Source organism: Leifsonia sp. 563 (assembly GCF_040545055.1).
Lineage (GTDB): Bacteria > Actinomycetota > Actinomycetes > Actinomycetales > Microbacteriaceae > Leifsonia.
The window spans coordinates 127,842-151,239 of sequence record NZ_JBEPLE010000008.1 but is presented as its reverse complement, the minus strand read 5'-3'; the positions used below and the strand labels follow the sequence as shown (position 1 = coordinate 151,239).

Below are 23,398 nucleotides of genomic sequence, written 5' to 3'. Positions count from 1 at the left end.
CATGAGCCGCGTGGTCGTGGTCGGGAGCGGCATCGCGGGGCTGACCGCGGCGCTGCGAGCGCACACGCTCGGCCATGACGTCACGGTCGTGACCAAGTCGTCGTCCGTCGCCTCCGGAAGCACGCCGTACGCCCAGGGCGGCATCGCGGCGGCGCTCTTCCCCGACGATTCGGTGGAGGCGCACGTCGCCGACACCCTCCGCGCGGGGGCCGGGCTCAACGTCCGCGAAGCGGTGGAGGCGCTCTGCTCCGACGGCCCCGACCGCGTCCGCGAGCTGATCGCCCGCGGCGCGGCGTTCGACCGCGACGGCGACGCGCTCGCCCGCGGCCTCGAGGCCGCCCACTCCTCCGCCCGCGTGCTGCACGCCGGTGGGGATGCGACCGGCGCCGAGCTGGAGCGGGCGCTGGTCGCCGCGGTGACGGCGGCGCGCATCCCGGTCGTCGGGGGCGCGTTCCTCCGCGACGTCATCGTCGAGGACGGCCGGGCCGCCGGGGTGTCGCTGAGGGTCGACGGCGAGGCACTCACCATCGACGCCGACGCGGTGGTGCTGGCCACTGGAGGCTGGGGCCAGCTGTACGCGCACACCACCAACCCGTCGGTCGCGACGGGCGACGGAGTGGCGGCGGCCTGGCGCGCCGGGGCGATGCTCGCCGATCTGGAGTTCACGCAGTTCCATCCCACCGCGCTGTACGCGGGCGATGGCGCGGCGGGCGACGCGGGCGCAGGCGCGTTCCTCGTCTCCGAGGCCGTGCGCGGCGAAGGCGCGGTCCTGCGGAACGCCGCCGGCGAGCGCTTCATGCTCGATGCCCACCCCGACGCCGAGCTCGCGCCCCGCGACGTCGTCGCCCGCGGCATCGCGGTCGAGATGGCCGCGCAGGGCGGTCGCCCCGTGCTGCTCGACGCGACGGCGCTCGGCGCGGCGTTCCTCGCCCGGCGGTTCCCGACGATCGACGCCGCCTCGCGCGCCGCCGGCCATGACTGGGCCCGCCGTCCCCTCCCCGTCACCCCGGCCGCGCACTACGCGATGGGCGGCGTCGCGACGGACACCGAGGGGCGCACGAGCGTCCCCGGCCTGTTCGCCGTCGGCGAGGTCGCCTGCACCGGGGCGCACGGCGGCAACCGACTCGCCTCCAACTCCCTGCTCGAAGGTCTGGTGTTCGCCCACCGGGCGGCCGGGGCGATCGATGCTCCGTGGGCCGAGCCTCCCGCGTGGACGCAACGCGCGGTGCGGGTGGAGGCGGACGCCGCACGATCTGTCGCGGCCGGCTCGCCGCATCCCGTTCTCCGCACCTTCGACCGCGACCGGTTGCGCGCGCTGATGTGGGAGGCCGCCGGCGTGCACCGCGACGGGGCACGCCTCGCCGCGGCTGCCGACGAGCTCGCGGCCACCGCGATGCCTGACGCCGAGGCCGGGGCGAGGTCCGGAGAGGATGCGAACCTCCTCACCCTCGCCCGTCTCGTCGTCGCCGCGGCGCTCGCCCGCGAAGAGTCGCGCGGGGCGCACTTCCGCTCCGACTTCCCGCTCGCCGGCTCCGGCGAGCCCGCCCACACCGTCCTGCTCCCCCAGCCGACCCGTCTCGAGGTTCCCGCAGCATGCTGACCCGCCAGCTCATCCACACCGCCGTCCAGGCCGCCCTCGTCGAGGACGCCCCCTGGGGCGACGTGACCAGTCAGCTGCTCATCCCCGAGACGGCTCGCGCGACCGCGCGCCTGGTGGCCCGCGAGCCGGGCACCTTCGCGAGCGGCGAGGTCTTCGCGGCCGCGATGACGCTGACCGATCCGGCGATCGCCGTGACCGTGCACGTCGCCGACGGCGCGACGTTCGCGGCCGGGGATGCGCTCGCGACGGTCGAGGGACCGGCCCGCTCGGTGCTCCAGGCCGAGCGCGTCGCCCTCAACTTCGTCCAGCGCATGAGCGGCATCGCCACCCTCACGGCCGCGTTCGTCGCCGAGGTCGCCGGCACCTCCGCCCGCATCGTCGACACCCGCAAGACCACCCCGGGCTTGCGCGCGTTCGAGCGGCACGCCGTCCGCGCCGGCGGCGGCCACAACCACCGCTACTCCCTCTCGGACGCGGTGATGGCGAAGGACAACCACCTCGCCGTCCTCACCGCCCAGACCGGCCTGTCGGTCACGGATGCGCTGCTGCGGGTGCGCGAACAGCTGTCGCACACCACGCACCTGGAGGTCGAGGTCGACCGCATCGACCAGATCGAGCCGGTGCTCGCGGCCGGGGTGGACACGATCATGCTCGACAACTTCACCCTCGACGAACTGCGCGAAGGCGTCGCCCTGGTCGGCGGTCGGGCCATCGTCGAGGCCAGCGGCAACGTCAGCCTCGCGACCGTCCGCGCGATCGCGGAGACCGGCGTCGACGTGATCTCGTCCGGTGCGCTCACCCACAGCGTCCGGTCGCTCGACCTCGGACTGGACGTGGTGGTGGAGTGATCTACCTCGACGCGGCCGCCACCTCCCCGGTCCGCCGGGAGGTGTTGGAGGCGATGTGGCCGTACCTGACGGGCGACTTCGGCAACCCGTCGAGCCACCACGCCGTCGGCGAATCGGCCGCCCGCGGGCTCGCCGACGCCCGCTCGGCGGTCGCGGACTGGCTGGGCTGCCGCGCGTCGGAGGTGACATTCACCTCGGGCGGGACGGAAGCCGACAACCTGGCCGTGAAAGGCATTGCGCTGGCGAACCCGCGCGGACGCCACATCGTGACGACGCCGATCGAGCACGAGGCGGTGCTCGAGTCGGTGGACTACCTGGTGCGGCTGCACGGCTTCGAGGTGACCTTCGTGCCGGTCGGACCGGACGGCCTGGTCACGGCCGAAGCGTTCGCCGCCGCCGTACGGCCCGACACGACGCTGGCGAGCGTGATGCTCGCCAACAACGAGGTCGGTACGGTGCAGCCCATCGCCGAGCTTGCCGCTATCGCGCACGAGCACGGCATCCCCTTTCACACGGATGCAGTACAGGCGGCCGGTTGGCTGCCGCTCGACGTGCGGGCGCTGGGGGTGGATGCGCTGAGCGTCTCCGGCCACAAGCTCGGAGCGCCGAAGGGCGTCGGTGCGCTGTACGTGAGAGGGCGCATCCCACTGGAGCCGGTCATCCATGGCGGAGGTCAGGAGCGCGGCCGCCGGTCGGGAACGGAGAACGTCGCCGGCGCGGTGGCCCTGGCGACGGCTGCGCGGCTCAGCGTCGCCGGGCTCGAGGAGCGGGCGACGGCCGTTGCCGCAGCGCGGGACGCGTTCGTCGCCGCCGTGCTCGCTGAGGCGCCAGGCGCATCCCTGACCGGGCATCCCACGTCGCGGCTGCCCGGGACGGCGTCGTTCGTGTTCCCCGGGATCAACGGGGAGGCGGTGCTGCTGGAGCTGGAACGGCGCGGTGTCGTGTCGTCCAGCGGCTCGGCGTGCGCCGCCGGCAGCGAGGACGCGTCGCACGTGCTCCTCGCGCTCGGGTACCCGGAGGACGTCGCCCGCACGGCGGTGCGGTTCTCGTGGGGGCCGGAGGTGACGGCCGAGCAGCTCGCCGCGGTGGCGCCCGCCGTGGGCGAGGCGGTGCGGGCCGTGGCGGGGCTCGGCGGGTAGGGGCTGGTCCGCGGGAGCGCGGGATGATCCTCCCGCTCGGGGCGGAAATCAAGCGCCTATGGAACGCTTGAGGGTCGGCCTACCGTGCTCATCGACCGACGACCACCCGCCATGCGCGGGCGAACCGGAAGAGGCACGCCATGACCGATCGACCGTTGCCGCCCGAAGACCGGGCGGCCGCTGAGGCACCTGCCACCGCTGCGCCGCCGACGGCTCCCGTCGACGGCATCCACCCGGATGGGACGTACGGGGACGGGACGCACACCCTCCGTGAGGACGTGGTCGCCCGCGAACGCAGCGAGTTCGGCGGGATGAAGTTCGGATCGGCCTTCTTCGGCTGGCTCACCGCGACGGGCACGGCTGTGCTGCTGACCGCGCTGGTCGCAGCGGCCGGCGCAGCGGTCGGCCTCGGCACCGCGGGGAGCGCCGACCGCGCGATCGACCAGGCCAACGCCAATGCGTCGACGGTCGGGCTCGTCGGCGCGATCGCGCTCGTCGTCATCCTGCTCGTCGCCTATTTCTGCGGCGGATACGTCGCCGGGCGGATGGCGCGCTTCGACGGCGTCAAGCAGGGCATCGCGGTGTGGCTGTGGGCGGTGATCATCGCCGTGGTCGTCGCCGTACTGACCCTCATCTTCGGCAGCCAGTACAACATCCTCGGCAGCCTGAACAGCTTCCCGCGCATCCCGCTGGGCGAAGGATCCGTGACGCTCACCGGCATCATCACGGCCGTCGTGGTCGCGGTGGTGAGCCTCGCCGGCGCCATCCTGGGAGGCGTCGCGGGGATGCGGTACCACCGCCGGGTGGACCGGGCCGGCCTGGGGCGCTGAGCGGGCGTTTTATTCCCCAGTTCTGCGGTGAGCGAACTCATCCACAGTCCAGGTCACGGACACTCCCAGCGTCGGTGGTCCCCGATAAGTTGTACCGGTGACTGAGAAGACCTCACCAGTGCCTTCGGTCGATGCCGGCGCCATCGGGCAGCCGGCCGCGCCCGCCGCCGCGCCGCATATCGCCCCGCGCGACCAGCGCGTGATCTGGCTGCTGCTCGCGGCCACGTTCGTCGTGATCCTCAACGAGACGATCATGACCGTCGCCATCCCGAAGCTGATGGACGACCTCCACGTCGACGCCCTCGCTGCGCAGTGGCTCTCGACAGCGTTCATGCTGACGATGGCCGTGGTGATCCCGATCACGGGCATCCTGCTGCAGCGGTACACGACGCGTCAGATGTTCATCGCGGCGATGTCGCTGTTCTCGCTCGGCACCCTGTCGGCGGCCCTGGCTCCCGGGTTCCTGGTGCTGGTCGCGGCGCGCGTGATCCAGGCATCGGGCACCGCGATCATGATCCCGCTGCTGATGACGACCCTGATGACCCTGGTGCCGCCTGCGATGCGCGGGCGCACGATGGGCAACGTGTCGATCGTCATCTCGGTCGCGCCGGCCATCGGGCCGACGATCTCGGGCCTCATCCTGAACTTCCTGCCCTGGCGCTGGATCTTCCTGATCGTGCTGCCGATCGCGCTCGTGATGCTGCTCATCGGCATGAAGTTCGTCGAGAACGTGACGGAGACCCAGAAGGTGAAGATCGACGTGCTGTCGGTCATCCTCTCGGCACTGGGGTTCGGAGGACTGGTCTACGGGCTCACGCTCTCCGGCGAGTCCGGCGGCTCGTCCGCGAGCCCGGTCATGCTGTGGGGGTCGCTGATCGTCGGAGTGCTCGGTCTGGCGGCGTTCATCACGCGCCAGCTGCTCCTGCAGCGCAAGGATCGGGCCCTGCTCGACCTGCGGACGTTCAAGTTCCCGATCTTCACCATCTCGATCGTGCTGATGGCCATCACGACCGCGTCGATGTTCGGCGTGATCATCGTTCTGCCGCTGTACCTGCAGCACGTGCTGCACCTCGACACGCTGGCGACCGGGCTCATCCTGCTCCCGGGCGGGCTGATCATGGGGCTCGCGGCGCCGTTCGTCGGCCGCCTGTACGACCGCTTCGACCCGCGCGTGCTCGTCGTTCCCGGCTCGATCCTGGTCAGCCTCGTGTTGTGGTCGCTCACGATGGTGACGGAGCACACGCCGGTCGGACTCGTCATCGCCGCGCACGTCACCATGAGCCTCGGCCTCGCGATGATGTTCACGCCGCTGTTCACGGCCGGTCTCGGTGCGGTGCCGCCGCACCTGTACTCGCACGGCAGCGCCATCCTGGGCACCATCCAGCAGGTCGGCGGAGCGGCGGGCACGGCCCTGCTCATCGCGGTCCTGACGCTGCAGGGCACAGCCCTGGCCGCGGGCGGCGCGGGAGTGGACGCCGCGCAGGCGGGAGGCATCCGGGCGGCGTTCGTCGCGGGCGCGATCATCTCCCTGTTCGCGGTCGCAGGCTCCTTCTTCCTCCGGAAGCCCGCCGACTCCCCCTCCGAGGACGTCGCCTTCGCCCACTGACCCGATCCCCACCGTCGAGTCCGCAATCTTTGCACGCTCGCCCCGCGCGGCGTGTGCAATGTGCGCGGACTCGACGGGGATGGATGCGCAGGGCAGTGGTGCTCGGCGGGCGAGCGCGTGAGAATGAGGCGGTCCGTATGGGAGGAGACCACCGTGTCCATCATCGAGAGCCCGGAGCCGTCCGAAGCGACCGGAGCCGTCGCCGAACTGTATGCCGAAGACATCGACGACCTCGGATACGTCCCCGAGTACACCCGCGTACTGAGCACGAACCCCGAGGCGTTCCGCGCGTTCGAGGATCTCGTCCGCACGATCGTGCCGACCCTCGGTAAGCGCCGGTACGAGCTGGTCACTCTCGCGGCCGCCCAGGCGCTCCGCTCGCAGCACTGCCGTCTCGCTCACGGTCGCAAGACCCTGACGATCATGGATGAAGCCGAGCTCGAGCGCATCGCCCGCGACTACCACGACGCCGGACTGAGCGAGGCGGACGTCGCCATGATGGAGTACGCCGAGCGGCTCAGCACGGACTCCTCCGCCATGACTCCCGACGATGCCGGCCGCCTGCGCGACCTCGGCTTCACGGACCGCGAGATCGTCGACATCACGTTGGCCGCCGCAGTGCGCAACTACTTCAGCCGCGCCATCCAGGCCCTCGGCGTCGCCGTCGAGGTCCCGCCCGACCTGAGCGAGCGACTGCGCGGGGCGCTCCTGGCGCCGCTGTGAGGGACACCACCCGCGCCCGGGCCCTGAGCGCGCTCCAGGGCCTGGCGCTCGGCGACGCCCTCGGCATGCCCACCCAGTCGATGTCGCGCGAACGCATCTTCGCCGACCACGGCACCCTCCGCGGTCTCGTCGCGGCCGGCCCGCACCAGCAGATCGCCGCCGGGATGCCCGCCGGCTCGATCACCGACGACACCGAGCAGGCCGTTCTGCTCGCGCGCCTCCTCATCGACGGGCGTGGAACCGTCCGTTCGAGCGTCTTCGCCGCCGAGCTGCTCGCCTGGGAGCGGACCATGGAGTCCCGCGGCTCCCTCGACCTGCTCGGTCCGAGCACCCGCGCGGCCCTCCAGCGCCTGCAGGACGGCATGCCGCCCGAAGAGGCCGGCCGGTTCGGGGCCACGAACGGCGCGGCGATGCGGATCACCCCGGTCGGCATCGCCGTGCCGGTCGAACCGCTCAGCGGGTTCGTCGACGCCGTGGTGTCCGTGAGCGCGCTCACCCACAACACGGGCATCGGCATCGCGAGCGCCGCCGCCGTCGGAGCCGCTGTGAGCGCCGGCGTCGACGGAGCGGACACCCCGGAGGCGCTGGATGTGGCGGTCGCGGCAGCCCGCGAAGGAGCACGGCGCGGTCATTGGGTCGCGGGCGGCGACATCGCCGCCCGGCTTGAGTGGGCCATCCCCTACCTCCTCGGTCTGGCGCCGCGGGAGCAGGACGACGCCCTCTCCGAGGTCATCGGCACCTCGGTCGCCGCACAGGAGTCCGTGGTGGCCGCGCTCGCGCTCGTCGCGGTGACCGTCGCCGGGTCCGAGCCCGCGCATCCCGACCCGGACGCCGCCTGGGACACGCTCTGCCGCGCCGCCGCGCTCGGCGGCGACACCGACACGATCGCGGCCATGACGGGAGCCGTGCTCGGCGCCACCGGAGCGGCCGCCTGGCCACGCACCGCGCTCGAGACGGTCCGCCGCGTCAACGCCCTCGACCTGGAACCCCTGGTCGACGGACTGCTGGAGCTGAGGAGACGACATGGCTGACGGACGACTCATCTTCACCGGGACGGTCGTCGTCGACCTTCTCCTCACCGTGGATGCGCTGCCCGAGCGCGGCGGCGACGTCCTCGCCTCCTCGGCGGGCATGTCCGCCGGCGGCGGCTTCAACGTCATGGCCGCAGCGGCCCGCGACGGCGCGGACGTCGTGTTCGCCGGCCGCTCCGGCACCGGCCCGTTCGGCGAGGTCGTCGCCGAGGCGCTCTGGAGCGAAGGCATCTCGGTCGCGAACCCGCCGCTCGACGGCGTCGACAACGGCTACAGCGTCGTCCTCCTCGACAGCGCGGCCGAGCGCACGTTCGTCACCGCGCCCGGCGCCGAGGGGATGCTGAGCCGAGCCGACCTGGATGCGGTGCAGCCCCGTGCGTCGGATGTCGTCTACGTCTCCGGCTACAGCCTCGCGCATCCCGGATCCGGCCCGGCGGTCGCCGGCTGGCTGGGCGCTATCGGTCCGGAGACGCGCGTCGTCTTCGACCCGTCTCCGCTCGTCGGCTCGCTCGACCCGGAGCTCCTGGAGACAGTGCTGCGCCGCACCGACGTACTCAGCGCCAACGCACGCGAGGCGCGCATCCTTCGCGCCCACGCCCATCCCGCGCCCGCTGCCGGGTCGCTGCGCGGCAGCCTGCGCGAGGGTGGGGTCGCGGTCGTCCGCGACGGCTCCTCGGGCTGCTGGGTCGCCACTGACGAGCCGGCTCCTGCGCACCTGCCGGCCTTCCCGGTCGACGCGGTGGACACGACGGGAGCGGGCGACGCGTTCGGCGGGGTGCTCGCCGCGGCCCTGGCCCGCGGCGCCGCACCGATCGACGCCGCGCGGCGGGCGAACGCGGCCGCGGCGATCGCCGTGACGCGGCGCGGGCCGGCGACCGCGCCGACCGCCGCAGAGACCGACGCCCTGCTGGCCTCGGGCTGACCGCACGAGGCACACTCGGAAGGATGAACGAACCGACCGCCGACCGAAGGAGGCCTCCCGTGTTCACGGTGAAACGCATCTACGACGCGCCCGCACCCGACGACGGCTACCGCGTGCTCGTCGACCGGCTGTGGCCGCGCGGCGTCAGCAAGGACCGTGCCGACATCGACGAATGGCTCAAGGAGGTCGCGCCATCGACCGAGCTGCGACGCTGGTTCCATCAGGACCCGTCGGGCGAAGCCGAGGTGTTCGACGAGTTCCGTCGCCGGTACGAGAGCGAACTGGACACGAACCCTGCCGTGGATGTGCTCCGCGGCCTGGGCCGGACCCACCCCACCGTGACCCTGCTCGTCGGCGCTCGCGACCCCGAACTCAACCACGCAAACGTGCTCCGGCAGTACCTAGAGCACCACCCCTGACCCCCCGCCGTCGAGTCCGCAAACTTTGCACACGACACGCGGCTGAAGTGTGCAAAGTTCGCGGACTCGACGGCGGGCGGTGGTCCGGCGCAGGGCGTCGGTCAGCGCGGGCGACGGTCAGCGGCGGGCGGGGTCCAGATTGACGCCGATCCCGCTCGTCAGTTCAGGATCCGGCGAGTCCATGAGGAGCTCGGGATTGAGCCACACCAGCTGGGCCTCGGTCAGGCCGAAGCGGCGCGACACCTGGTAGAGCGTGTCGTAGGGGTTGGGGATGTAGTAGGCAAGCGTCCCGCTCTCGACGACCGTCCGCCCGTGCGCGTAGCTGACCACGCCGTGATCCACGGGCTTCAGGCCCGGGTAGGCGGAGGGGAGCGTCCAGGTGATCGACGCGGCGGCCATCACCCGCCCGTCCCCGTCAGGCGACTCCTCGATCGAGTGCAGGAACGACGGGTCGCCGAGGGACGCCTGGTCGAGCAGCACGGGGAGAACGAGTTCGCCATCCGGATCGACGCTCTGAGCGCCGGAGGTCACCGGGAAGTAGGCCTCGTCCTGAATATTCTCCGGCAGGCCGTCGTACCGTTTCCCGGTCAGCATCAGGTCGATCCCGGCGAGGCTCGCGCGGGCCGGGTCGTCGGGTCGGATGCGCACCTCGATCCCCCGATCGGGACGGACGACGATGCGAACGACCCCGGTCACGGGATGCTCGGCCACCGGATCACCGATCGGTTCATGGTCGATGACGCTCAGCCGGCCTGAGCCGATCGTCTCGCCGGCGACGAGCAGGTTCGGGATCTGCTGCGCGATGGGCTCGGACGCTTTCGCCGTGGCCCGCGGCGTCCCACTCGAACGAGCCGGAGGAGCGACCAGCGCGCATCCTGACATCAGCCCCACGACGCATGCTGCGACCACGGCCGCGGCGACGCGACCCATCCCCCGCTCCACCATGGTGCGACCCTACCAACGCGATCCCGCCTCCCGCGCACGCCGCCCACCGTCGAGTCCGCAAACTTTGCACACGGCACGCGGCGGAAGTGTGCAAAGTTCGCGGACTCGACGGCGGGGGACGACGGATCGAGGAGGGCTAGCCCGCGAGCGGGAGCTGCTGCGAGGCCGGCTCGGCGGTGTCGACCAGGTACCGCGCGTACGCGGGGATGGTCAGGAACGTCGGGAACTCCTCCCCCAGCGCCACCTCGCGAAGGAGCTCCGCAGCATCCGCGAACCGTGCGTCCGCGCCGGCCTCCGCGCTCAGACGCTCGAGCTCCGCGTTCAGGATGCGCGTCACGGCTTCCCGGTCGACGGCCGTCCCCTCCGCCGTGACGATCCGGTTGTCGATCCACTGCCGCAGCAGCGACCGCGAGATCTCGGCCGTCGCCGCATCCTCCATCAGGCCGTCGATGGCGACCGCGCCCGTCCCGCGCAGCCACGCCTCGATGTAGCGGAGCGCGACGGAGACGTTCGACCGCACCCCCGCATCCGTCACCGTGGCGTCCGCGCCGCGCACGTCGAGCAGGTCGTCCGCGCTGACGTCCACGTCGTCCCGCTGGCGTTCGACCTGGTTCGGCCGCTCTCCGAGCACAGCGTCGAACTCGGCGAGCGCGGTCGGGATGAGGTCGGGATGAGCCACCCAGGTGCCGTCGAAGCCGTCGCCGGCCTCGCGCCGCTTGTCGTCCGCGACCCGGGCCAGCGCCCGCTCGGTCGCCTCCGCATCCCGCCGGTTGGGAATGAAGGCGCTCATCCCGCCGATCGCGTGCGCGCCGCGACGGTGGCACGTCGCGACCAGCAGCTCGGTGTACGCCCGCATGAACGGCACCGTCATCGTGATGCGATCGCGGTCGCCGAACGCGAAGCGGCGTCCGCGACCCTGGAACGTCTTGATCATCGAGAAGATGTAGTCCCAGCGGCCGGCGTTGAGGCCCGCGCAGTGGTCGCGCAGCTCGTAGAGGATCTCCTCCATTTCGAACGCGGCCGGGATCGTCTCGATCAGCACGGTGGCGCGGATGGTGCCGACCGGCATCCTGATGCGCTGCTGGGCGAACACGAAGATGTCGTTCCAGAGCCGCGCTTCGAGGTGCGACTCCAGCTTCGGCAGGTAGAAGTACGGTCCGCGGCCGTTCGCGACCAGTTGCTCGGCGTTGTGCCAGAAGTACAGGCCGAAATCGGTGAGGGATGCGCTGGCCGGCGCCGTGCGTCCGGCCCGGTCGGTGAAGGCGAGGTGCTTCTCGACCAAGTGCCACCCGCGCGGTCGCATCACGATCGTCGGCGTGTGCTCGAACGGCGTGGTGACCCGGTACTCCTTGCCCTCTGGACTGGTGAAGGCGAGGCGTCCGCGGACCGCCTCGCGCAGCGTCCGCTGGCCGCCCACGATGTTCGCCCAGGTGGGGCTGGTGGCGTCCTCCAGGTCGGCGAGCCAGACGCGGGCGCCCGAATTGAGGGCGTTGATCGCCATCTTCGGGTCGGTCGGGCCGGTGATCTCGACGCGGCGGTCCTCGAGCCCGGGTCCGGCCCCGGCCACGCGCCACGAGCGGTCGTCGCGGATGGCGGCGGTGGCGCTCAGGAAGCGCGGGTCACGGCCGTTGCCGGCCTCCGCTCGGTGCTGCTGGCGCTCGGCCAGCAGCTCCTGCCGCCGGGCGGCGAACGCCTGGTGCAGGTGGTCGACGAAGGCGATGGCCTCCGGTGTCAGGATGGTGTCGGTCGCGTCGTCGCGCGTCCCGCAGATCTCGATCATGTCTTTCTTCTTTCTGTCGTCGTGGTTTCTCGCGCCGCCCGCAGCTCCTGAGTTTTTCCGCTCTGCGACGGCGTGTCGGCCGAAAAACTCAGGAACGGATGGCTGGGGCACAGGGGTCAGAACTGGTGCTCCTCGGTGGAGCCGGTGAGGGCGAGCGTCGCGCTGTCGGGGTTGAGCGCGGTCGCAACCCGGTCGAAGTAGCCGGTGCCGACCTCCCGCTGGTGGCGGGTGGCGGTGTAGCCGTCGCTCTCCGAGGCGAATTCCGCCTCCTGCAGGTCGACGTAGGCGCTCATGTGGCGCTGTCCGTAGTCCCGGGCGAGCGTGAACATGGAGTGGTTGAGGGCGTGGAAGCCGGCCAGCGTGATGAACTGGAAGGCGTATCCCATCGCGGCGAGCTCCCGCTGGAACCGCGCGATCGTCTCGTCGTCGAGGTGCCGACGCCAGTTGAACGACGGCGAGCAGTTGTACGCGAGCCGCTTGTCCGGGTGCTCGGCGTGGACCGCCTCGGCGAAGCGGCGCGCGAGCTCCAGGTCGGGCTCGGCCGACTCCACCCAGAGCAGGTCGGCGTACGGCGCGTACGCCAGCCCGCGGGCGATGACCGGCTCGATGCCGTTCTCGACCTCGTAGAACCCCTCGGCGGTGCGCGTCCCGATCACGAAGCGGGCGTCGCGCTCGTCGTGGTCGCTGGTGAGCAGCGTCGCGGCGAGGGCGTCGGTGCGCGCGATGACGATGGTGGGCACCCCGGCTACGTCGGCTGCCAGCCGCGCGGCATTGAGGGTGCGGATGTGCTGGCCGGTGGGGACGAGCACCTTGCCTCCCATGTGGCCGCACTTCTTCTCGCTGGCCAGCTGGTCCTCCCAGTGGACGCCGGCGGCGCCCGCCTGGATCATCGCGTGCATGAGCTCGTACGCGTTGAGCGGGCCGCCGAAGCCGGCCTCGGCGTCGGCGACGATGGGCGCCATCCAGTCGCCGACCGGCCCGTCGACGCCCTCGACCTGGCCGGCCCTCAGCAGGGCGTTGTTGATGCGGCGGACGACGGCCGGCACGGAGTTCGCCGGATACAGGCTCTGGTCGGGATACGTCTGGCCGGCGAGGTTCGCGTCGGCGGCGACCTGCCAGCCCGAGAGGTAGATCGCTTCGAGCCCGGCGCGGACCTGCTGAACGGCCTGGTTGCCGGTGAGGGCTCCGAGGGCGGCGACCCAGCGCGGGGCGTCGGCGGTGCTGTCACGCTGGATCAGCTCCCAGAGCCGGTCAGCGCCACGGCGGGCGAGGGTCTGCTCCTCGCGGACCGGGCCTCGCAGGCTGACGACGTCGTCGGCGGTGTAGTCGCGGCGGATGCCCGACCAACGGGGATCCGCATCCCACTCGAGCTGCAGCTCGGCGGCGGTCTGGGTCGTGTCTCCGGGGCGGGGCTCTGTCGTCCGGTTTTCCATGTCGGGACCTCCATCGGTCGGATCGGATGACTCGATCCTTTGCCCGCCGCAGCCCGCCGGACCCGGATCCGCGGACAGAAATCCGCCGGTTCTTCTGTTTGCCAGAACTTCGCAGGAGTGTCAGCATGGCCACCATGACCGTCATCGACGACGTGTACGACGACGCGCACGCCGACCAGCCCGCAGCCGACGCACTCACCCTGGGCCGGCGCATCCGCGCGTTCCGGCAACGGCGCGGGATGACTCTGGAGGCGCTCGCCACAGCCGTCGACCGGGCACCGTCACAGGTGTCGACCATCGAGAACGGCAACCGCGAGCCGCGGCTGGCGCTGCTCCGGGCGATCGCGGATGCCCTCGGCGTGAGCGTCGACGACCTGCTCGCGCCGGAGCCGCCGGACGAACGCTCGGCCCTGGAGATCGCGGTCGAGCGGGCGCAACGCGGGCCGGTGTTCGCGTCCCTCGGCATCGACCCGGTGCGGGTCAGCCGGACTGTCCCCGACGCGACATTGCAGGCGATTCTCGCGTTACACCAGGAGGTGGAGCGGCTGCACCGCGAGCGCGCGGCGACGCCGGAGGAGGCCCGCCGCGCAAACGCGGAACTGAGGGCGACGATGCGGGCGCGCGACAACCACTTCCCGGAGCTCGAGGCCATCGCGGCCGACCTGCTGGCCGCCGTCGGCCACACCGGCGGGCCCGTCTCGCACCAGACCGTGACCGACATGGCCGATCACCTCGGCTATGAGCTGCACTACGTCGGCGACCTGCCGCACTCCACCCGTTCGGTCACCGATCGGCGGAACGGCCGCATCTACCTGCCCACCGAGCAGTCGGCGTCGCGCGACTCGCGCTCGCCCATCCTGCAGGCCTTCGCGTCGCACGTGCTCGACCACGATGAGCCGCGAAACTACGCCGATTTTCTGCGGCAGCGGATCGAGACCAACTATCTGACCGCGGCGCTGCTGCTGCCCGAGAAGGATGCGGTGGCCTTCCTGACCGAGGCGAAGAACTTCCGGCGCATCTCGATGGAGGACCTCCGCGACGCGTTCGCCGTGTCGTACGAGACGGCGGCGCACCGCTTCACCAACCTCGCCACCGCGCGCCTCGGCATCCCGGTGCACTTCATGAAGGTGCACGAGTCGGGCACCATCATCAAGGCGTACGAGAACGACGCCGTGGCCTTCCCGTCGGATGCGCTCGGCGCTGTCGAGGGGACGCCCGTGTGCCGCAGCTGGACCGCGCGCACGGTGTTCGACGTCGCCGACCGGTTCAGCCCGTACTACCAGTACACGGACACCCCGAGCGGGACGTTCTGGTGCACGTCACGCGTCGAGAAGGCGAAGGAGGGCGACTACTCCGTCAGCGTCGGGGTGCCGTTCGCGCACGTCAAGTGGTTCCGCGGGCGGGAGACGACGCATCGGGCGGTGTCGCGCTGCCCTGACGAATCCTGTTGCCGACGGCCGCCCGGTGCGCTGGCCGAGCGCTGGGAGGGGATGGCGTGGCCGGCGGCGCGCACGCCGACGTCGCTGCTCGCCGCGCTCCCGACCGGAACCTTCCCCGGAGTGGACGCCACCGAGGTCTACGCCTTCCTCGACCGCCACGCCCCCGCATCCTGAGACATCCAAGCCAACAGCTCCTGAGTTTTTCGCACGAAAGAGCCTCGAAAGGCAGAAAAACTCAGGAGCTGTTGGCTTGGGTGGAGGGGTCAGTCGAGGGCGAGGAGGCGGATCGCGACGCCGTAGGGATCGAGCGCGACGGACGGGGATGCGTCGCCGTCGAGCGTCCGCAGTTCGCCGCCGGCGACGGTCGGCTCGACCGTGACCGCGGTGTCGTGCTGCGACACGAAGAACACGAAGCGGCGGCCGTCCTCGTGCACCAGCGCGTCGGCGAACACCCGCGGGTCGTCGAGCCGCACATCCCGCTCCACATCAGCGACCACGGCGAGCGCGTCGTACAGCCGCCAGGTCTCCTCCGGGTTCACCCGCCCCTGCGCCGACGCGAAGAACTCGAGTGGATACGTGCACAGCACCGCGCGCCCCGCACCGTGATCGCGCACCACGACAGCCGGCCGGCCGTGCGCATCCACCGCGACGACGCGGCCCGAGGTCGCGCGCACCGGGAGGTACGTCCGCCCGTTCTCGTTGCCCGCCGCCGCGAACGACAGCTCCGTCCCGGCCGCGATCGACCCGAAGTCCTCGGTGAACCGCAGCGTGACCGTCGCGTCCGTCACCGGCTCGGCGAGCCCGTACGCGCTGTCCATCCGCACGCCGAAGAGTTCCTCCGTGTGCGCCCACCAGGGCCCGCGCTGCACGCCGCCCGACCCGTGCGAGTACGACGCGTACACGGTCGCCCCCTCGCCCGCCAGCGACACCAGCTGCTCCCACGAGGTCGCGCACAGCTGCTTGACCGACGGCAGCAGGTACAGGCCGTACCCGGTCGGCAGCCCGCCGTCCTCCTTCTCGCGCACCACCGCGACGGGGATGTGCGCCTCATGCGCCGCGACGTAGGACTGCTCCCCCGTCGCCACGATGTGCGCGCGCTCCTCCTCCTGCGTGAACGGGTAATCCTCGGCGAGGTGCGAGGGGACGACGAGCGCCGCATCCACCGGCGCCCGCCGCACCGACGGCAGCTCGATCGCGGCCAGGTCGGCAGCGAACCGCGCCAGCTCGCGCAGCGGCGGCTTGGGGTTGCCGTGACGGTCGGTGATCCCGAAATGCATCTCGAAGGGATGGTGCGAGTACGGCCGCTGATCGGCGAGGTCGTCGTAGTCGGTGTTGTTCCACGCGATCCATCCGGTAGCACCGGCCAGCAGCGTCGAGTACAGCAGCTGCCGGTAGTAGGAGGCGGCGCCCGCGTCCGAGACGAAGTCGCTCGTCAGGCCGAACTCCTCCATGATGACGGGCAGTCCGTCGGTCGCCGCGAGCTCCGCGATGAACGCCGCCTTGAGGTGCTGCCGCACCTGGTCGGTCTCCATCCGGTACACGTGCGGGCCGATGAAGTCGGTGAATTTCGCCAGGTCGCGCACCGAGAACCCGTTGTCGTGACCCGTCGTCTCGATGCCCCAGGCACCGTCGCCGACGGCGACCGGCTGCGTCCCGCCGCCCGCGCGCACCGCATCCACCAGCAGCGAGGCCCACGCGTCGACGATGGGACGCGGCGCCTCCCCTCCGTAGATCGGCACCTCGTTGGTGAGCAGCCATCCGGCGACGGCGGGATGCGCGGCGAACCGCGACGTCAGCTCCCGCACGTACCAGGCCTGCCGTCCGACGAACCAGACGTCGCTGTACAGGTCGCGGCCGTCGCGCCACGCCGGATCCCAGTTCTCGCCCGACATGTGCCCGACGAGGAACGTCGGGACGGTCGTCATCCCGACCTCCGTGTGCGCGTCGAGGAAGTCGGCGAAGTTCGCCATGCACTGCTCGTCGAGGGAGTCCGGCGTCGGATGGAAGTCGGGCCAGTAGAAGAAGGAGCGGGTCATGTTCAGGCCGTGCTCGGCGAGCACACGCAGTTCCTCCCGCACGACGGCCGCGTCGTAGCGCGTCCACATCAGCGGGCCGCCGGTGCGCGACCAGAAGTTGGCGCCGAGCCACACCACGGGGGCGTCGTCGACCTGCAAGACCGGGGATGGGCGATCCATGGTGCCTTTCAGAAGGAAGAGGGGATGCGGTCGAGCGTCACTTCACCGCGCCGGCGGTCAGACCGGCGACGAAGTTGCGCTGCAGCAGGAGGAACGCGACGACGATCGGGATGGACACGACCAGCGACGCCGCCATGATCTGGTTCCAGTACACGTTCGTCTGGGTCGAGTAGAGCTGCAAGCCGACCGCGAGCGTCCTGTTCTCGTCCGTCGTCATCACGGATGCGAACAGCACCTCGCCCCAACTGGTCATGAACGAGTAGATCGCGACCGCGATCAGACCGGGGCGGGCGGCCGGCAGCACCACGTGCCACAGTGCGCCCATGGGCCCGGAGCCGTCGACCTTCGCGGCCTCGTCGAGGTCGCGCGGGATGCCGTCGAAGTATCCCGCGAGCATCCAGATCGAGAACGGCAGCACGAACGTGAAGTACGTGATGATGAGGCCCCACCGCGTGCCGACCAGCTGGATGCCGGTCGCCTGGTTGATGTTCACGAAGATGAGGAACAGCGGGAGAAGGAAGAGCACTCCGGGGAACATCTGCGTCGACAGCACGGTCGTGGTGAACACGTTCCGGCCCTTGAACCGGTAGCGCGACACGGCGTACGCGGCGAACACAGCGATGACCAGCGAGATCAGGGTCGCCGCGCTCGACACGATGAGCGAATTCACGAAGTACGACGCCAGCGGGACGGTCGACCACATGTCGATGAACGGCTGGAACGTGATCGTCTGCGGCCACCAGGTGAATGCCGCCTGCACTTCGGACAGCGGCTTCACCGACGACGTGATCATGACGTAGAGCGGCACCACCGTGAAGACGGTGAGCACGGCGATGGTGATCCAGCGGAAGACGTGGGAAGAGCGGGTCTCACGCATTGCGGTTCCTCCGGTTGACGACGAGCAGGTAGGCGCCGGTCACGACCAGCAGGAACAGCAGCAGGAGGACGCTCATCGCGGCTCCGGAGCCGAAGTTCCAGGTCAGGAAGGAGGCGTTGTAGATGTGGAACGAGATCAGGTCGCCTGCCGCGGGTTGGGCTGTGCTCCCGAACAACACGAACGGTGTGTTGAAGTCGTTGAAGGTCCACAGGAACATGACGAGCAGCAGGACCGAGTTGACCGGCCGCAGCATCGGCAGCGTGATCGCACGCCACTGCCGGAAGGGCTTGGCGCCGTCGACCGCGGAGGCCTCGTACACCTCCGACGGGATGGACTGGAGACCCGCCATCAGCATCAGGAACGCGAACGGCCAGAGGCGCCAGATCGCGACGATGACGATCGACCAGAAGGCGTTGCCGCCGATCAGCCAGAACGGCTTGTCGCCCGGAAGCCCGAGGTTGTCGAAGAGGAAGTGGTTGATCGCGCCGGTGTCCTTCTGGAACATGAACTTCCAGGTGATGATGCCGGCGTACAGCGGCAGCGCGTACGGCACGAGGAACAGCGTGCGGAAGAACGCGCGCCCCCGGAACCGGCCCTGCAGGGAGACGGCTGCCGCCATCCCGAGCACCCAGGAGAGGCCGACGACCAGGATGGTGAAGCCGACGGTGACGAGGAACGACCGGAGCAGTCCGGCGCCGACCGACCCGTTGAAGTCGAGCGCGACGGCGTAGTTCTTCAGGCCGACGAACGGCGCCTCGCCCCAGTTGGCGATGTAGAACTTCGTCAGCTGCGTGAAGCTGATCCAGATGCCGGTGAGCATCGGGACGACGTGGATGAGGAGCTCGAACACGATCGCCGGTGCGAGCAGGATGAACGGCAGCCACCATCCCTTGGGGCGGCGGCGCTTGGGCTGGGGCGGTGCAGCTGCGGCAGCCGGCACGGTGCGCGCTGGGCCGCGGACGTCTGTCGTCGTCGACATGGGTCTCCTTGGGGGTGTGACTGTCCGCCGGGCGGGACGCGGTGGCCGCGCCCCGCCCGACGAGCTGGTTTCCGGGTGTCAGCCGCCGAGCGACTGCTTGACCTGGTCCTGTGCGTTCTTCAGAGCCGCCTTGATGTCGGCGTCGGAGACCGTGCTGCCGGTGGCGATCTTGGCGAACATATCGTTCATCGCCTTGCCGACGGTGTTCTCGAACTGGTCCTCGGCCGGCACCAGCGGGAGCGGCTTGGACATGTCGTTGTAGATCTTCTGGAACGTCGCCGCCTCTTCGGCGTTGTCGGTGAACACCGGCTTGGCGTCGTTGAGCACCGGCAGGCTGGCGTACGGCTTGCCCAGGGTGGTCTGGACGTCCTCGCTCGTCATGTACTTGACGAACTTGAGCGCCGCATCCTTCTGCTTGGTGTTCTTGAAGATCGACAGGTTGATGCCGGCGATGAAGGTGGCGATGTCCTTGCCGCCCTCAGGAGCCGGGAATGGGACGACGCCGTACTGGTCGTTCTTCATGCCGTTGGCGACGATCGAGGCGTCCGCGTTGTTCTGGCTGAGGATCATCGCGACCTTGCCGGTGGCGAAGTCGTTGACCGCCTGCACGCCGTTGTCGTACTGCGCGTTCGACGGGTTGACGACCTTGTCGCTCTGCATCAGGTCGAGGTAGCGCTTGATGCCGTCGATGTTGGCCTGGCTGTCGAACGTCGGGTTGCCCTTCTTGTCGAACCACTCGCCGCCGTTCTGGGCCGAGTTGATGAACGCGAAGTGGACGTTCTCGGTGTAGCTGCCCGCTGCGAGGGCGAAGCCGTACTGGCTGCCGTTGGTGAGCTTCTTCGCCGCGGCGACGAGCTCCTCCCACGTCGTCGGCGGCTGCACGCCGGCGTCCGTGAACATCTTCTTGTTGTAGTACAGGCCGTAGGCCAGGCCGTACAGCGGGACGCTCGTGACGGGCTTGCCCTCGGCGCCGCCGGTGTCGAGCGCGGCCTTCACGAACTTGTCGCTGCCGCCGATCGCCTTCATGTTGGCGTCGTCGAACGGCAGGAACGCTCCGGTCGCCTGCAGGGAGGCGGCCCAGGTGTTGCCGATGTTCAGAACGTCCGGGCCCTGGCCCGAGGTGACGGCCGTCTGGATGCGGGTCTGCAGGTCGTTCCAGCCGATGACCTCCAGCTTGACCTTGATTCCGGTCTGCTTCGTGAAGTCGTCCAGGACGGGGGTGAGGACCTGCTTGTCGTTGTCGAGGCTGGTCCCCTGGTTGCTCGCCCAGTACGTGAGTGTCGCCCCGCTGGACGACCCTCCGGATCCCGAGCTGCTGCAGCCCGCGACCACGAGCGAGACCGCTGCGGCCAGTGCCGCGACGGCGATGGCGCGTTTCCTCATTGTGACTCCTTCGTCTCTTGATGGGGGCGATCCCGGCCCTGGTGCGAGAGCCGGACGCGGGAGCGCCACGCTGAGCCTAACTTAACCGGTTCAGGTGTCAATCCTTGACTTCACCTCGTCCGAGGGTATACCGGCCGGTCGCCCCGCCCGTGCCGCCCCGCGCGCCCCGCGCGCTGCGCGCCGCCCTCCGCGCTGCGCTGGCCGCCAGGATCTGGCCGTGAGGTGCACGTAGTGGCGGTCGGCTACGGCGTGTCGCCCGCAACTACGTGCACCTCGGCAGGCGGCAGAGCGAGCGGCGAGCGACGAGCGCAGGATGCGCGTTAGCGCGCGGCGTGCTCTCCGGCGCGGATGCTCGTGGCGCGGGGCACGAGGCGGCTCGGCCGCGCGCGGCGGTCGAACGCCGGGCGGCCGGCGAGCTGGTCGAGCAGCAGCCGCGTCGACCGCCGCCCTTGCTCCTCCGGGTACCGGTCGAGCGCGGTGATCGGGCGGGTTCCGAGGCGGCAGAGCAGGGAGTCGTCCCAGCTGACGATGGCGACATCCTCACGGCCGGCATGGTTGAGCGCCGTCTGTGCGCCCAGGGCGAGCAGGTCGTTCGAGGTCAGCACCGCGGTGATGGATGTGTCGGTCGCCAGCAGCTCGGCGGCGACCCGCTCCCCCGACTCCATCGAGTAGTCGGAGACCGCGAACGAGAACTCGACGCCGAACTCCCGCCCGTGCGAGGCGACGGCGTCGCTCCGGTCCTGCTCGTGCTCGAACTCGGCGGGTCCGGCGATGTGCAGCGCGCGCCGGTGGCCGAGGGAGGCCAGGTGCTCGACGAGCAGTCCGGCGTCGGCGCGCGCGTCGTAGAGCAGCACCTTTCCGGGCGCGACCGCCTCCCGGTTGCCGTGGAGTACGAACGCGAGGCCGAGCTCTTCCAGCAGCTGCGGGCGCGGATCGTCGAAGGTGATGTCGAAGAGCATGACGCCGTCCACACGCGCCTCCGCGCTCCAGCGACGGTAGGCGGCGACCTCCTGACCTGCGTCCGTGCCGACCATGCGCAGCAGCAGCGACTGCCCGGTCTCGGACAGTTCCGACTCGACCCCGGCGAGCAGGCTCATGTAGTACGGCTCAGCGCCGAGCAGGCTCGGATCGCGGCGGAGGACGATGCCGATCGTGTCGGACCGCGCCCGCGACAGGGCACGCGCGGACGAGCTGGGATGCCATCCCAGCTGCTCCGCCAAAGCCAGCACCCGCTCGCGCGTCTCGTCGCTCACTCCGGGCAGCCCGTTGAGCGCGTACGACACGGACGCCTTCGAGAGCCCCAGCTGGTCGGCCAGCCCCGCGATGGTCACGCGCCCCGCTCCGTTGCTCACGGCCGCCTCCCTTCATGGTGCGCGGCCAACAATACTTGTTCGCGCGTTTCGCGCACCCGTCGCATCGTGCGAGAGCGCTCAGGCGGCGAGGGGATGCGTTCCCAGGCACGACACGCGAGACTCGGCACGGATGCTGCAGCAGCGGCCGCCGTCAGGTCGCCGCGCGACCCCGCGCCAGCACCGCGGCGTGAAGGGCCGCGACGGTCTCGCCGTCGTCCAGATCCATCCCGAGCAGCTCCTCGATCAGGGCGATCCGCTGGTAGAAGACCGACCGGGACAGGTGGCTCGCGGCAGCCGCGCGCGTGCGGTTCCCGGGGTGGCTGAGGTAGGCGCGCAGCACCTCGACGAGGTCTCCGCCGGTCACCAGGTCGTACTCGATCAGCGGCCGCAGCAGCTGCTCGGTGTGCTCCAGCAGCCGCGGATCGCTGCCGAGCGCGTTGACGAGCCGCAGCAGTGGCCGATGCTGAACGCGCTGGATGTGCGGCGTCCGCCCGAGACGCGCGTCGGCCCGCGCGGCAGAGCCGGCCGCCAGTTCGACCGCCTCCTCCAGCGACGACAACAGCCCGGTGATCCCGCGCGCGTCCGACCCGACGGCGACGACCGCGGCCGGGTCGTCGAGCCGCACCGACCCGACGGCGTCCGCGATCGACGCGAACAGCCCATCCGTGAGCTGGCGCCCCGGCCGCGCGGACACAGCGACGACGAGTGTTCCCGGCTGCTCGGGATGCCGTCCGGCCACCGCGTCGGCACCCGCCGTCCGTGCCGCCTCCACGGCTCGCGCTGCGGCCGACACGGGCAGCGTCCCGGAGCGCAGCCGCACCGCCACCCCGGCGACCAGCCGGCCGGAGAGCGGGAAGCCCGCCGCCTCGAACCGGGCGGTCACGCCGCCCTCCCCGGAGAACCGCCGGCCGATCAGCGCCGCGAGCAGCGCGTCGTGGCTGCGCCGCGTCCACTCGTCGTCGTCGCGGTCGGAGAGCCGGCTGAGCGCGAGCGCGACCGCGGCCTGCTCCAGCACATTGGAACGCCCGGCGGGATGCGGCTCACCAGGCAGTGCGACGAGGTGCCCCCAGCGCATGCCCCGCGCTTCGACCGGGACGATCGTCCACCCACTCGCGCCCGACCGGTGGGCCGCCCGCGAACGCTGCTCCCAGTCGGCGAGCTCGTCCTCGCCCGACGTGTTCGCCCCGCCCGAGACCGGGCCGCCGGCCCCCACTCCGCTGGCTGTCACCCCGCTGGCCGTCAGTCCGCTGGCCGCGATCACCCGGTGGCCGGTGTCCTCCAGCACGACCGGCGAACCGAGCACCCGCGCCGCCTGCTCCACGATGAAGTCGGCCGGGCTCCCGCGCAGGCTGAGCCCGGTGAAGAGCGCGTGGATGTCGTCCCGCGCCCGCAACGCCACCATCTGCTCCGCGATGATGCGCGAGTGAACGGCCTCTGTGATCGCGACGAAGCGCGCCTCCCGGTGGAGGACGACGAACGGCAGCCCGGCCGCCTGGAACTCCTGGACGAGCGCGGCGGGCGCGCTCGGCATCAGGGGTCCGAGTTCCAGCACGAGGCCGGCGACGCCGGCATCCACGAGCACGCGTCCGAGCCGGCGCAGAGCCGCGGCGTCGGCGGGCCAGCCGACGCCCGTGGCGAGCAGCAGTTCGCCGCCGGAGCCCAGCCGGGCCGCTTCGGCCGTCTCGGCGACGTGCACCCAGCGCACCGGCGCATCCAGTCGATCCCGGCCGGTCAGCACTTCGGGCAAGGCGACGGCGACCGGCTCCATGCGGAGCACCTCGCGCACTGTCGGCAGCACCGACGACGACCCTACGGCCGGCTGCGCCGCGCCGCCCGACCCGTTCGGACGAACTGTTCGGACCGCGTGCGGGTCCCGACGATCTGGCATCGCTCCTAC

Annotated in this window: 19 protein-coding genes; 10 read left to right on the top strand and 9 right to left on the bottom strand. The window is 71.0% G+C overall.

What is annotated here, in order from left to right; all coding sequences use genetic code 11:
• Nucleotide 1: 1 nt before the first annotated feature.
• The 9 genes from nadB to ABIC47_RS18580 all read left to right on the top strand — a co-directional run bounded on the left by nadB (nt 2) and on the right by ABIC47_RS18580 (nt 9,118).
• Nucleotides 2–1,600: an L-aspartate oxidase gene (nadB, locus tag ABIC47_RS18620; RefSeq protein WP_354482936.1), complete on the top strand. Its 1,599-nt coding sequence runs from the start codon at nt 2–4 to the stop codon at nt 1,598–1,600.
• Entirely contained in the window at nt 1,594–2,448 is an 855-nt protein-coding gene (gene nadC, locus ABIC47_RS18615; protein ID WP_354482934.1) for a carboxylating nicotinate-nucleotide diphosphorylase, read from the top strand. Before nadB ends, nadC begins: the two co-directional genes overlap by 7 nt.
• Nucleotides 2,445–3,587: a cysteine desulfurase family protein gene (locus tag ABIC47_RS18610; protein WP_354482931.1), complete on the top strand. Its 1,143-nt coding sequence runs from the start codon at nt 2,445–2,447 to the stop codon at nt 3,585–3,587. Before nadC ends, ABIC47_RS18610 begins: the two co-directional genes overlap by 4 nt.
• Before the next feature lie 140 nt (nt 3,588–3,727).
• Nucleotides 3,728–4,417: a hypothetical protein gene (locus ABIC47_RS18605; protein ID WP_354482928.1), complete on the top strand. Its 690-nt coding sequence runs from the start codon at nt 3,728–3,730 to the stop codon at nt 4,415–4,417.
• Between the two features lie 118 nt (nt 4,418–4,535).
• Nucleotides 4,536–6,023, top strand: a complete 1,488-nt coding sequence (locus ABIC47_RS18600) for an MDR family MFS transporter (RefSeq protein ID WP_354483058.1) — start codon at nt 4,536–4,538, stop codon at nt 6,021–6,023.
• Nucleotides 6,024–6,176: 153 nt separating this feature from the next.
• Nucleotides 6,177–6,746 (top strand): carboxymuconolactone decarboxylase family protein, encoded by a 570-nt coding sequence (locus tag ABIC47_RS18595; protein WP_018191507.1) that lies wholly within the window; start codon nt 6,177–6,179, stop codon nt 6,744–6,746.
• Complete coding sequence (locus ABIC47_RS18590; protein ID WP_354482925.1) at nt 6,743–7,777, top strand: ADP-ribosylglycohydrolase family protein; 1,035 nt, start codon at nt 6,743–6,745, stop codon at nt 7,775–7,777. The genes ABIC47_RS18595 and ABIC47_RS18590 overlap by 4 nt, the downstream gene beginning before the upstream one ends.
• Entirely contained in the window at nt 7,770–8,699 is a 930-nt protein-coding gene (locus ABIC47_RS18585) for a PfkB family carbohydrate kinase (RefSeq protein WP_354482922.1), read from the top strand. Before ABIC47_RS18590 ends, ABIC47_RS18585 begins: the two co-directional genes overlap by 8 nt.
• A 23-nt stretch (nt 8,700–8,722) precedes the next feature.
• The gene (locus ABIC47_RS18580) at nt 8,723–9,118 is read left to right on the top strand and encodes a DUF488 domain-containing protein (protein ID WP_354482919.1); all 396 of its coding nucleotides are present in this window, start codon (nt 8,723–8,725) and stop codon (nt 9,116–9,118) included.
• 117 nt (nt 9,119–9,235) lie between these two features.
• Here the strand turns inward: ABIC47_RS18580 and ABIC47_RS18575 are convergent, their stop codons facing one another.
• From ABIC47_RS18575 to aceA, 3 genes are all read right to left on the bottom strand, one after another.
• Nucleotides 9,236–10,063, bottom strand: coding sequence for a LysM peptidoglycan-binding domain-containing protein (locus ABIC47_RS18575; RefSeq protein WP_354482917.1), 828 nt, complete (start codon nt 10,061–10,063; stop codon nt 9,236–9,238).
• A 136-nt stretch (nt 10,064–10,199) separates the two neighbouring features.
• Nucleotides 10,200–11,843: a malate synthase A gene (aceB, locus tag ABIC47_RS18570; protein ID WP_354482914.1), complete on the bottom strand. Its 1,644-nt coding sequence runs from the start codon at nt 11,841–11,843 to the stop codon at nt 10,200–10,202.
• Between the two features lie 116 nt (nt 11,844–11,959).
• A complete protein-coding gene (gene aceA / locus ABIC47_RS18565; protein WP_354482912.1) occupies nt 11,960–13,276 on the bottom strand; it encodes an isocitrate lyase in 1,317 nt (438 codons plus the stop codon).
• A gap of 125 nt (nt 13,277–13,401) precedes the next feature.
• Here aceA and ABIC47_RS18560 point away from each other — a divergent pair, with 125 nt between their 5' ends.
• Complete coding sequence (locus tag ABIC47_RS18560; RefSeq protein WP_354482909.1) at nt 13,402–14,889, top strand: helix-turn-helix domain-containing protein; 1,488 nt, start codon at nt 13,402–13,404, stop codon at nt 14,887–14,889.
• An 89-nt stretch (nt 14,890–14,978) separates the two neighbouring features.
• Here the strand turns inward: ABIC47_RS18560 and ABIC47_RS18555 are convergent, their stop codons facing one another.
• The 6 genes from ABIC47_RS18555 to ABIC47_RS18530 form a co-directional block, all read right to left on the bottom strand.
• Nucleotides 14,979–16,910 carry a cellulase family glycosylhydrolase gene (locus tag ABIC47_RS18555; protein WP_354482907.1) on the bottom strand — a complete coding sequence of 644 codons (1,932 nt, stop codon included), beginning with the start codon at nt 16,908–16,910 and terminating at the stop codon, nt 14,979–14,981.
• A 37-nt stretch (nt 16,911–16,947) separates the two neighbouring features.
• Nucleotides 16,948–17,787 carry a carbohydrate ABC transporter permease gene (locus ABIC47_RS18550; RefSeq protein ID WP_354482904.1) on the bottom strand — a complete coding sequence of 280 codons (840 nt, stop codon included), beginning with the start codon at nt 17,785–17,787 and terminating at the stop codon, nt 16,948–16,950.
• The gene (locus tag ABIC47_RS18545; protein ID WP_020077269.1) at nt 17,780–18,766 is read right to left on the bottom strand and encodes a carbohydrate ABC transporter permease; all 987 of its coding nucleotides are present in this window, start codon (nt 18,764–18,766) and stop codon (nt 17,780–17,782) included. Before ABIC47_RS18545 ends, ABIC47_RS18550 begins: the two co-directional genes overlap by 8 nt.
• Nucleotides 18,767–18,844: 78 nt before the next feature.
• Nucleotides 18,845–20,149: an ABC transporter substrate-binding protein gene (locus ABIC47_RS18540; RefSeq protein WP_020077268.1), complete on the bottom strand. Its 1,305-nt coding sequence runs from the start codon at nt 20,147–20,149 to the stop codon at nt 18,845–18,847.
• Nucleotides 20,150–20,469: 320 nt separating this feature from the next.
• Nucleotides 20,470–21,501, bottom strand: coding sequence for a LacI family DNA-binding transcriptional regulator (locus ABIC47_RS18535; protein ID WP_354482901.1), 1,032 nt, complete (start codon nt 21,499–21,501; stop codon nt 20,470–20,472).
• A gap of 151 nt (nt 21,502–21,652) precedes the next feature.
• A complete protein-coding gene (locus ABIC47_RS18530) occupies nt 21,653–23,299 on the bottom strand; it encodes a PucR family transcriptional regulator (RefSeq protein ID WP_354482898.1) in 1,647 nt (548 codons plus the stop codon).
• Between the last annotated feature and the right edge of the window lie 99 nt (nt 23,300–23,398).

Bases quoted from the DNA above. Each gene is read 5' to 3' on its own strand.
- nadB (WP_354482936.1), top strand. From the start codon at position 2: ATGAGCCGCGTGGTCGTGGTCGGGAGCGGCATCGCGGGGCTGACCGCG.
- ABIC47_RS18585 (WP_354482922.1), top strand. From the start codon at position 7,770: ATGGCTGACGGACGACTCATCTTCACCGGGACGGTCGTCGTCGACCTT.
- ABIC47_RS18540 (WP_020077268.1), bottom strand. From the start codon at position 20,149: ATGAGGAAACGCGCCATCGCCGTCGCGGCACTGGCCGCAGCGGTCTCG.
- aceA (WP_354482912.1), bottom strand. From the start codon at position 13,276: ATGGAAAACCGGACGACAGAGCCCCGCCCCGGAGACACGACCCAGACC.
- aceB (WP_354482914.1), bottom strand. From the start codon at position 11,843: ATGATCGAGATCTGCGGGACGCGCGACGACGCGACCGACACCATCCTG.
- ABIC47_RS18545 (WP_020077269.1), bottom strand. From the start codon at position 18,766: ATGTCGACGACGACAGACGTCCGCGGCCCAGCGCGCACCGTGCCGGCT.
- nadC (WP_354482934.1), top strand. From the start codon at position 1,594: ATGCTGACCCGCCAGCTCATCCACACCGCCGTCCAGGCCGCCCTCGTC.
- ABIC47_RS18580 (WP_354482919.1), top strand. From the start codon at position 8,723: ATGAACGAACCGACCGCCGACCGAAGGAGGCCTCCCGTGTTCACGGTG.
- ABIC47_RS18575 (WP_354482917.1), bottom strand. From the start codon at position 10,063: ATGGTGGAGCGGGGGATGGGTCGCGTCGCCGCGGCCGTGGTCGCAGCA.
- ABIC47_RS18555 (WP_354482907.1), bottom strand. From the start codon at position 16,910: ATGGATCGCCCATCCCCGGTCTTGCAGGTCGACGACGCCCCCGTGGTG.
- ABIC47_RS18550 (WP_354482904.1), bottom strand. From the start codon at position 17,787: ATGCGTGAGACCCGCTCTTCCCACGTCTTCCGCTGGATCACCATCGCC.
- ABIC47_RS18560 (WP_354482909.1), top strand. From the start codon at position 13,402: ATGGCCACCATGACCGTCATCGACGACGTGTACGACGACGCGCACGCC.
- ABIC47_RS18605 (WP_354482928.1), top strand. From the start codon at position 3,728: ATGACCGATCGACCGTTGCCGCCCGAAGACCGGGCGGCCGCTGAGGCA.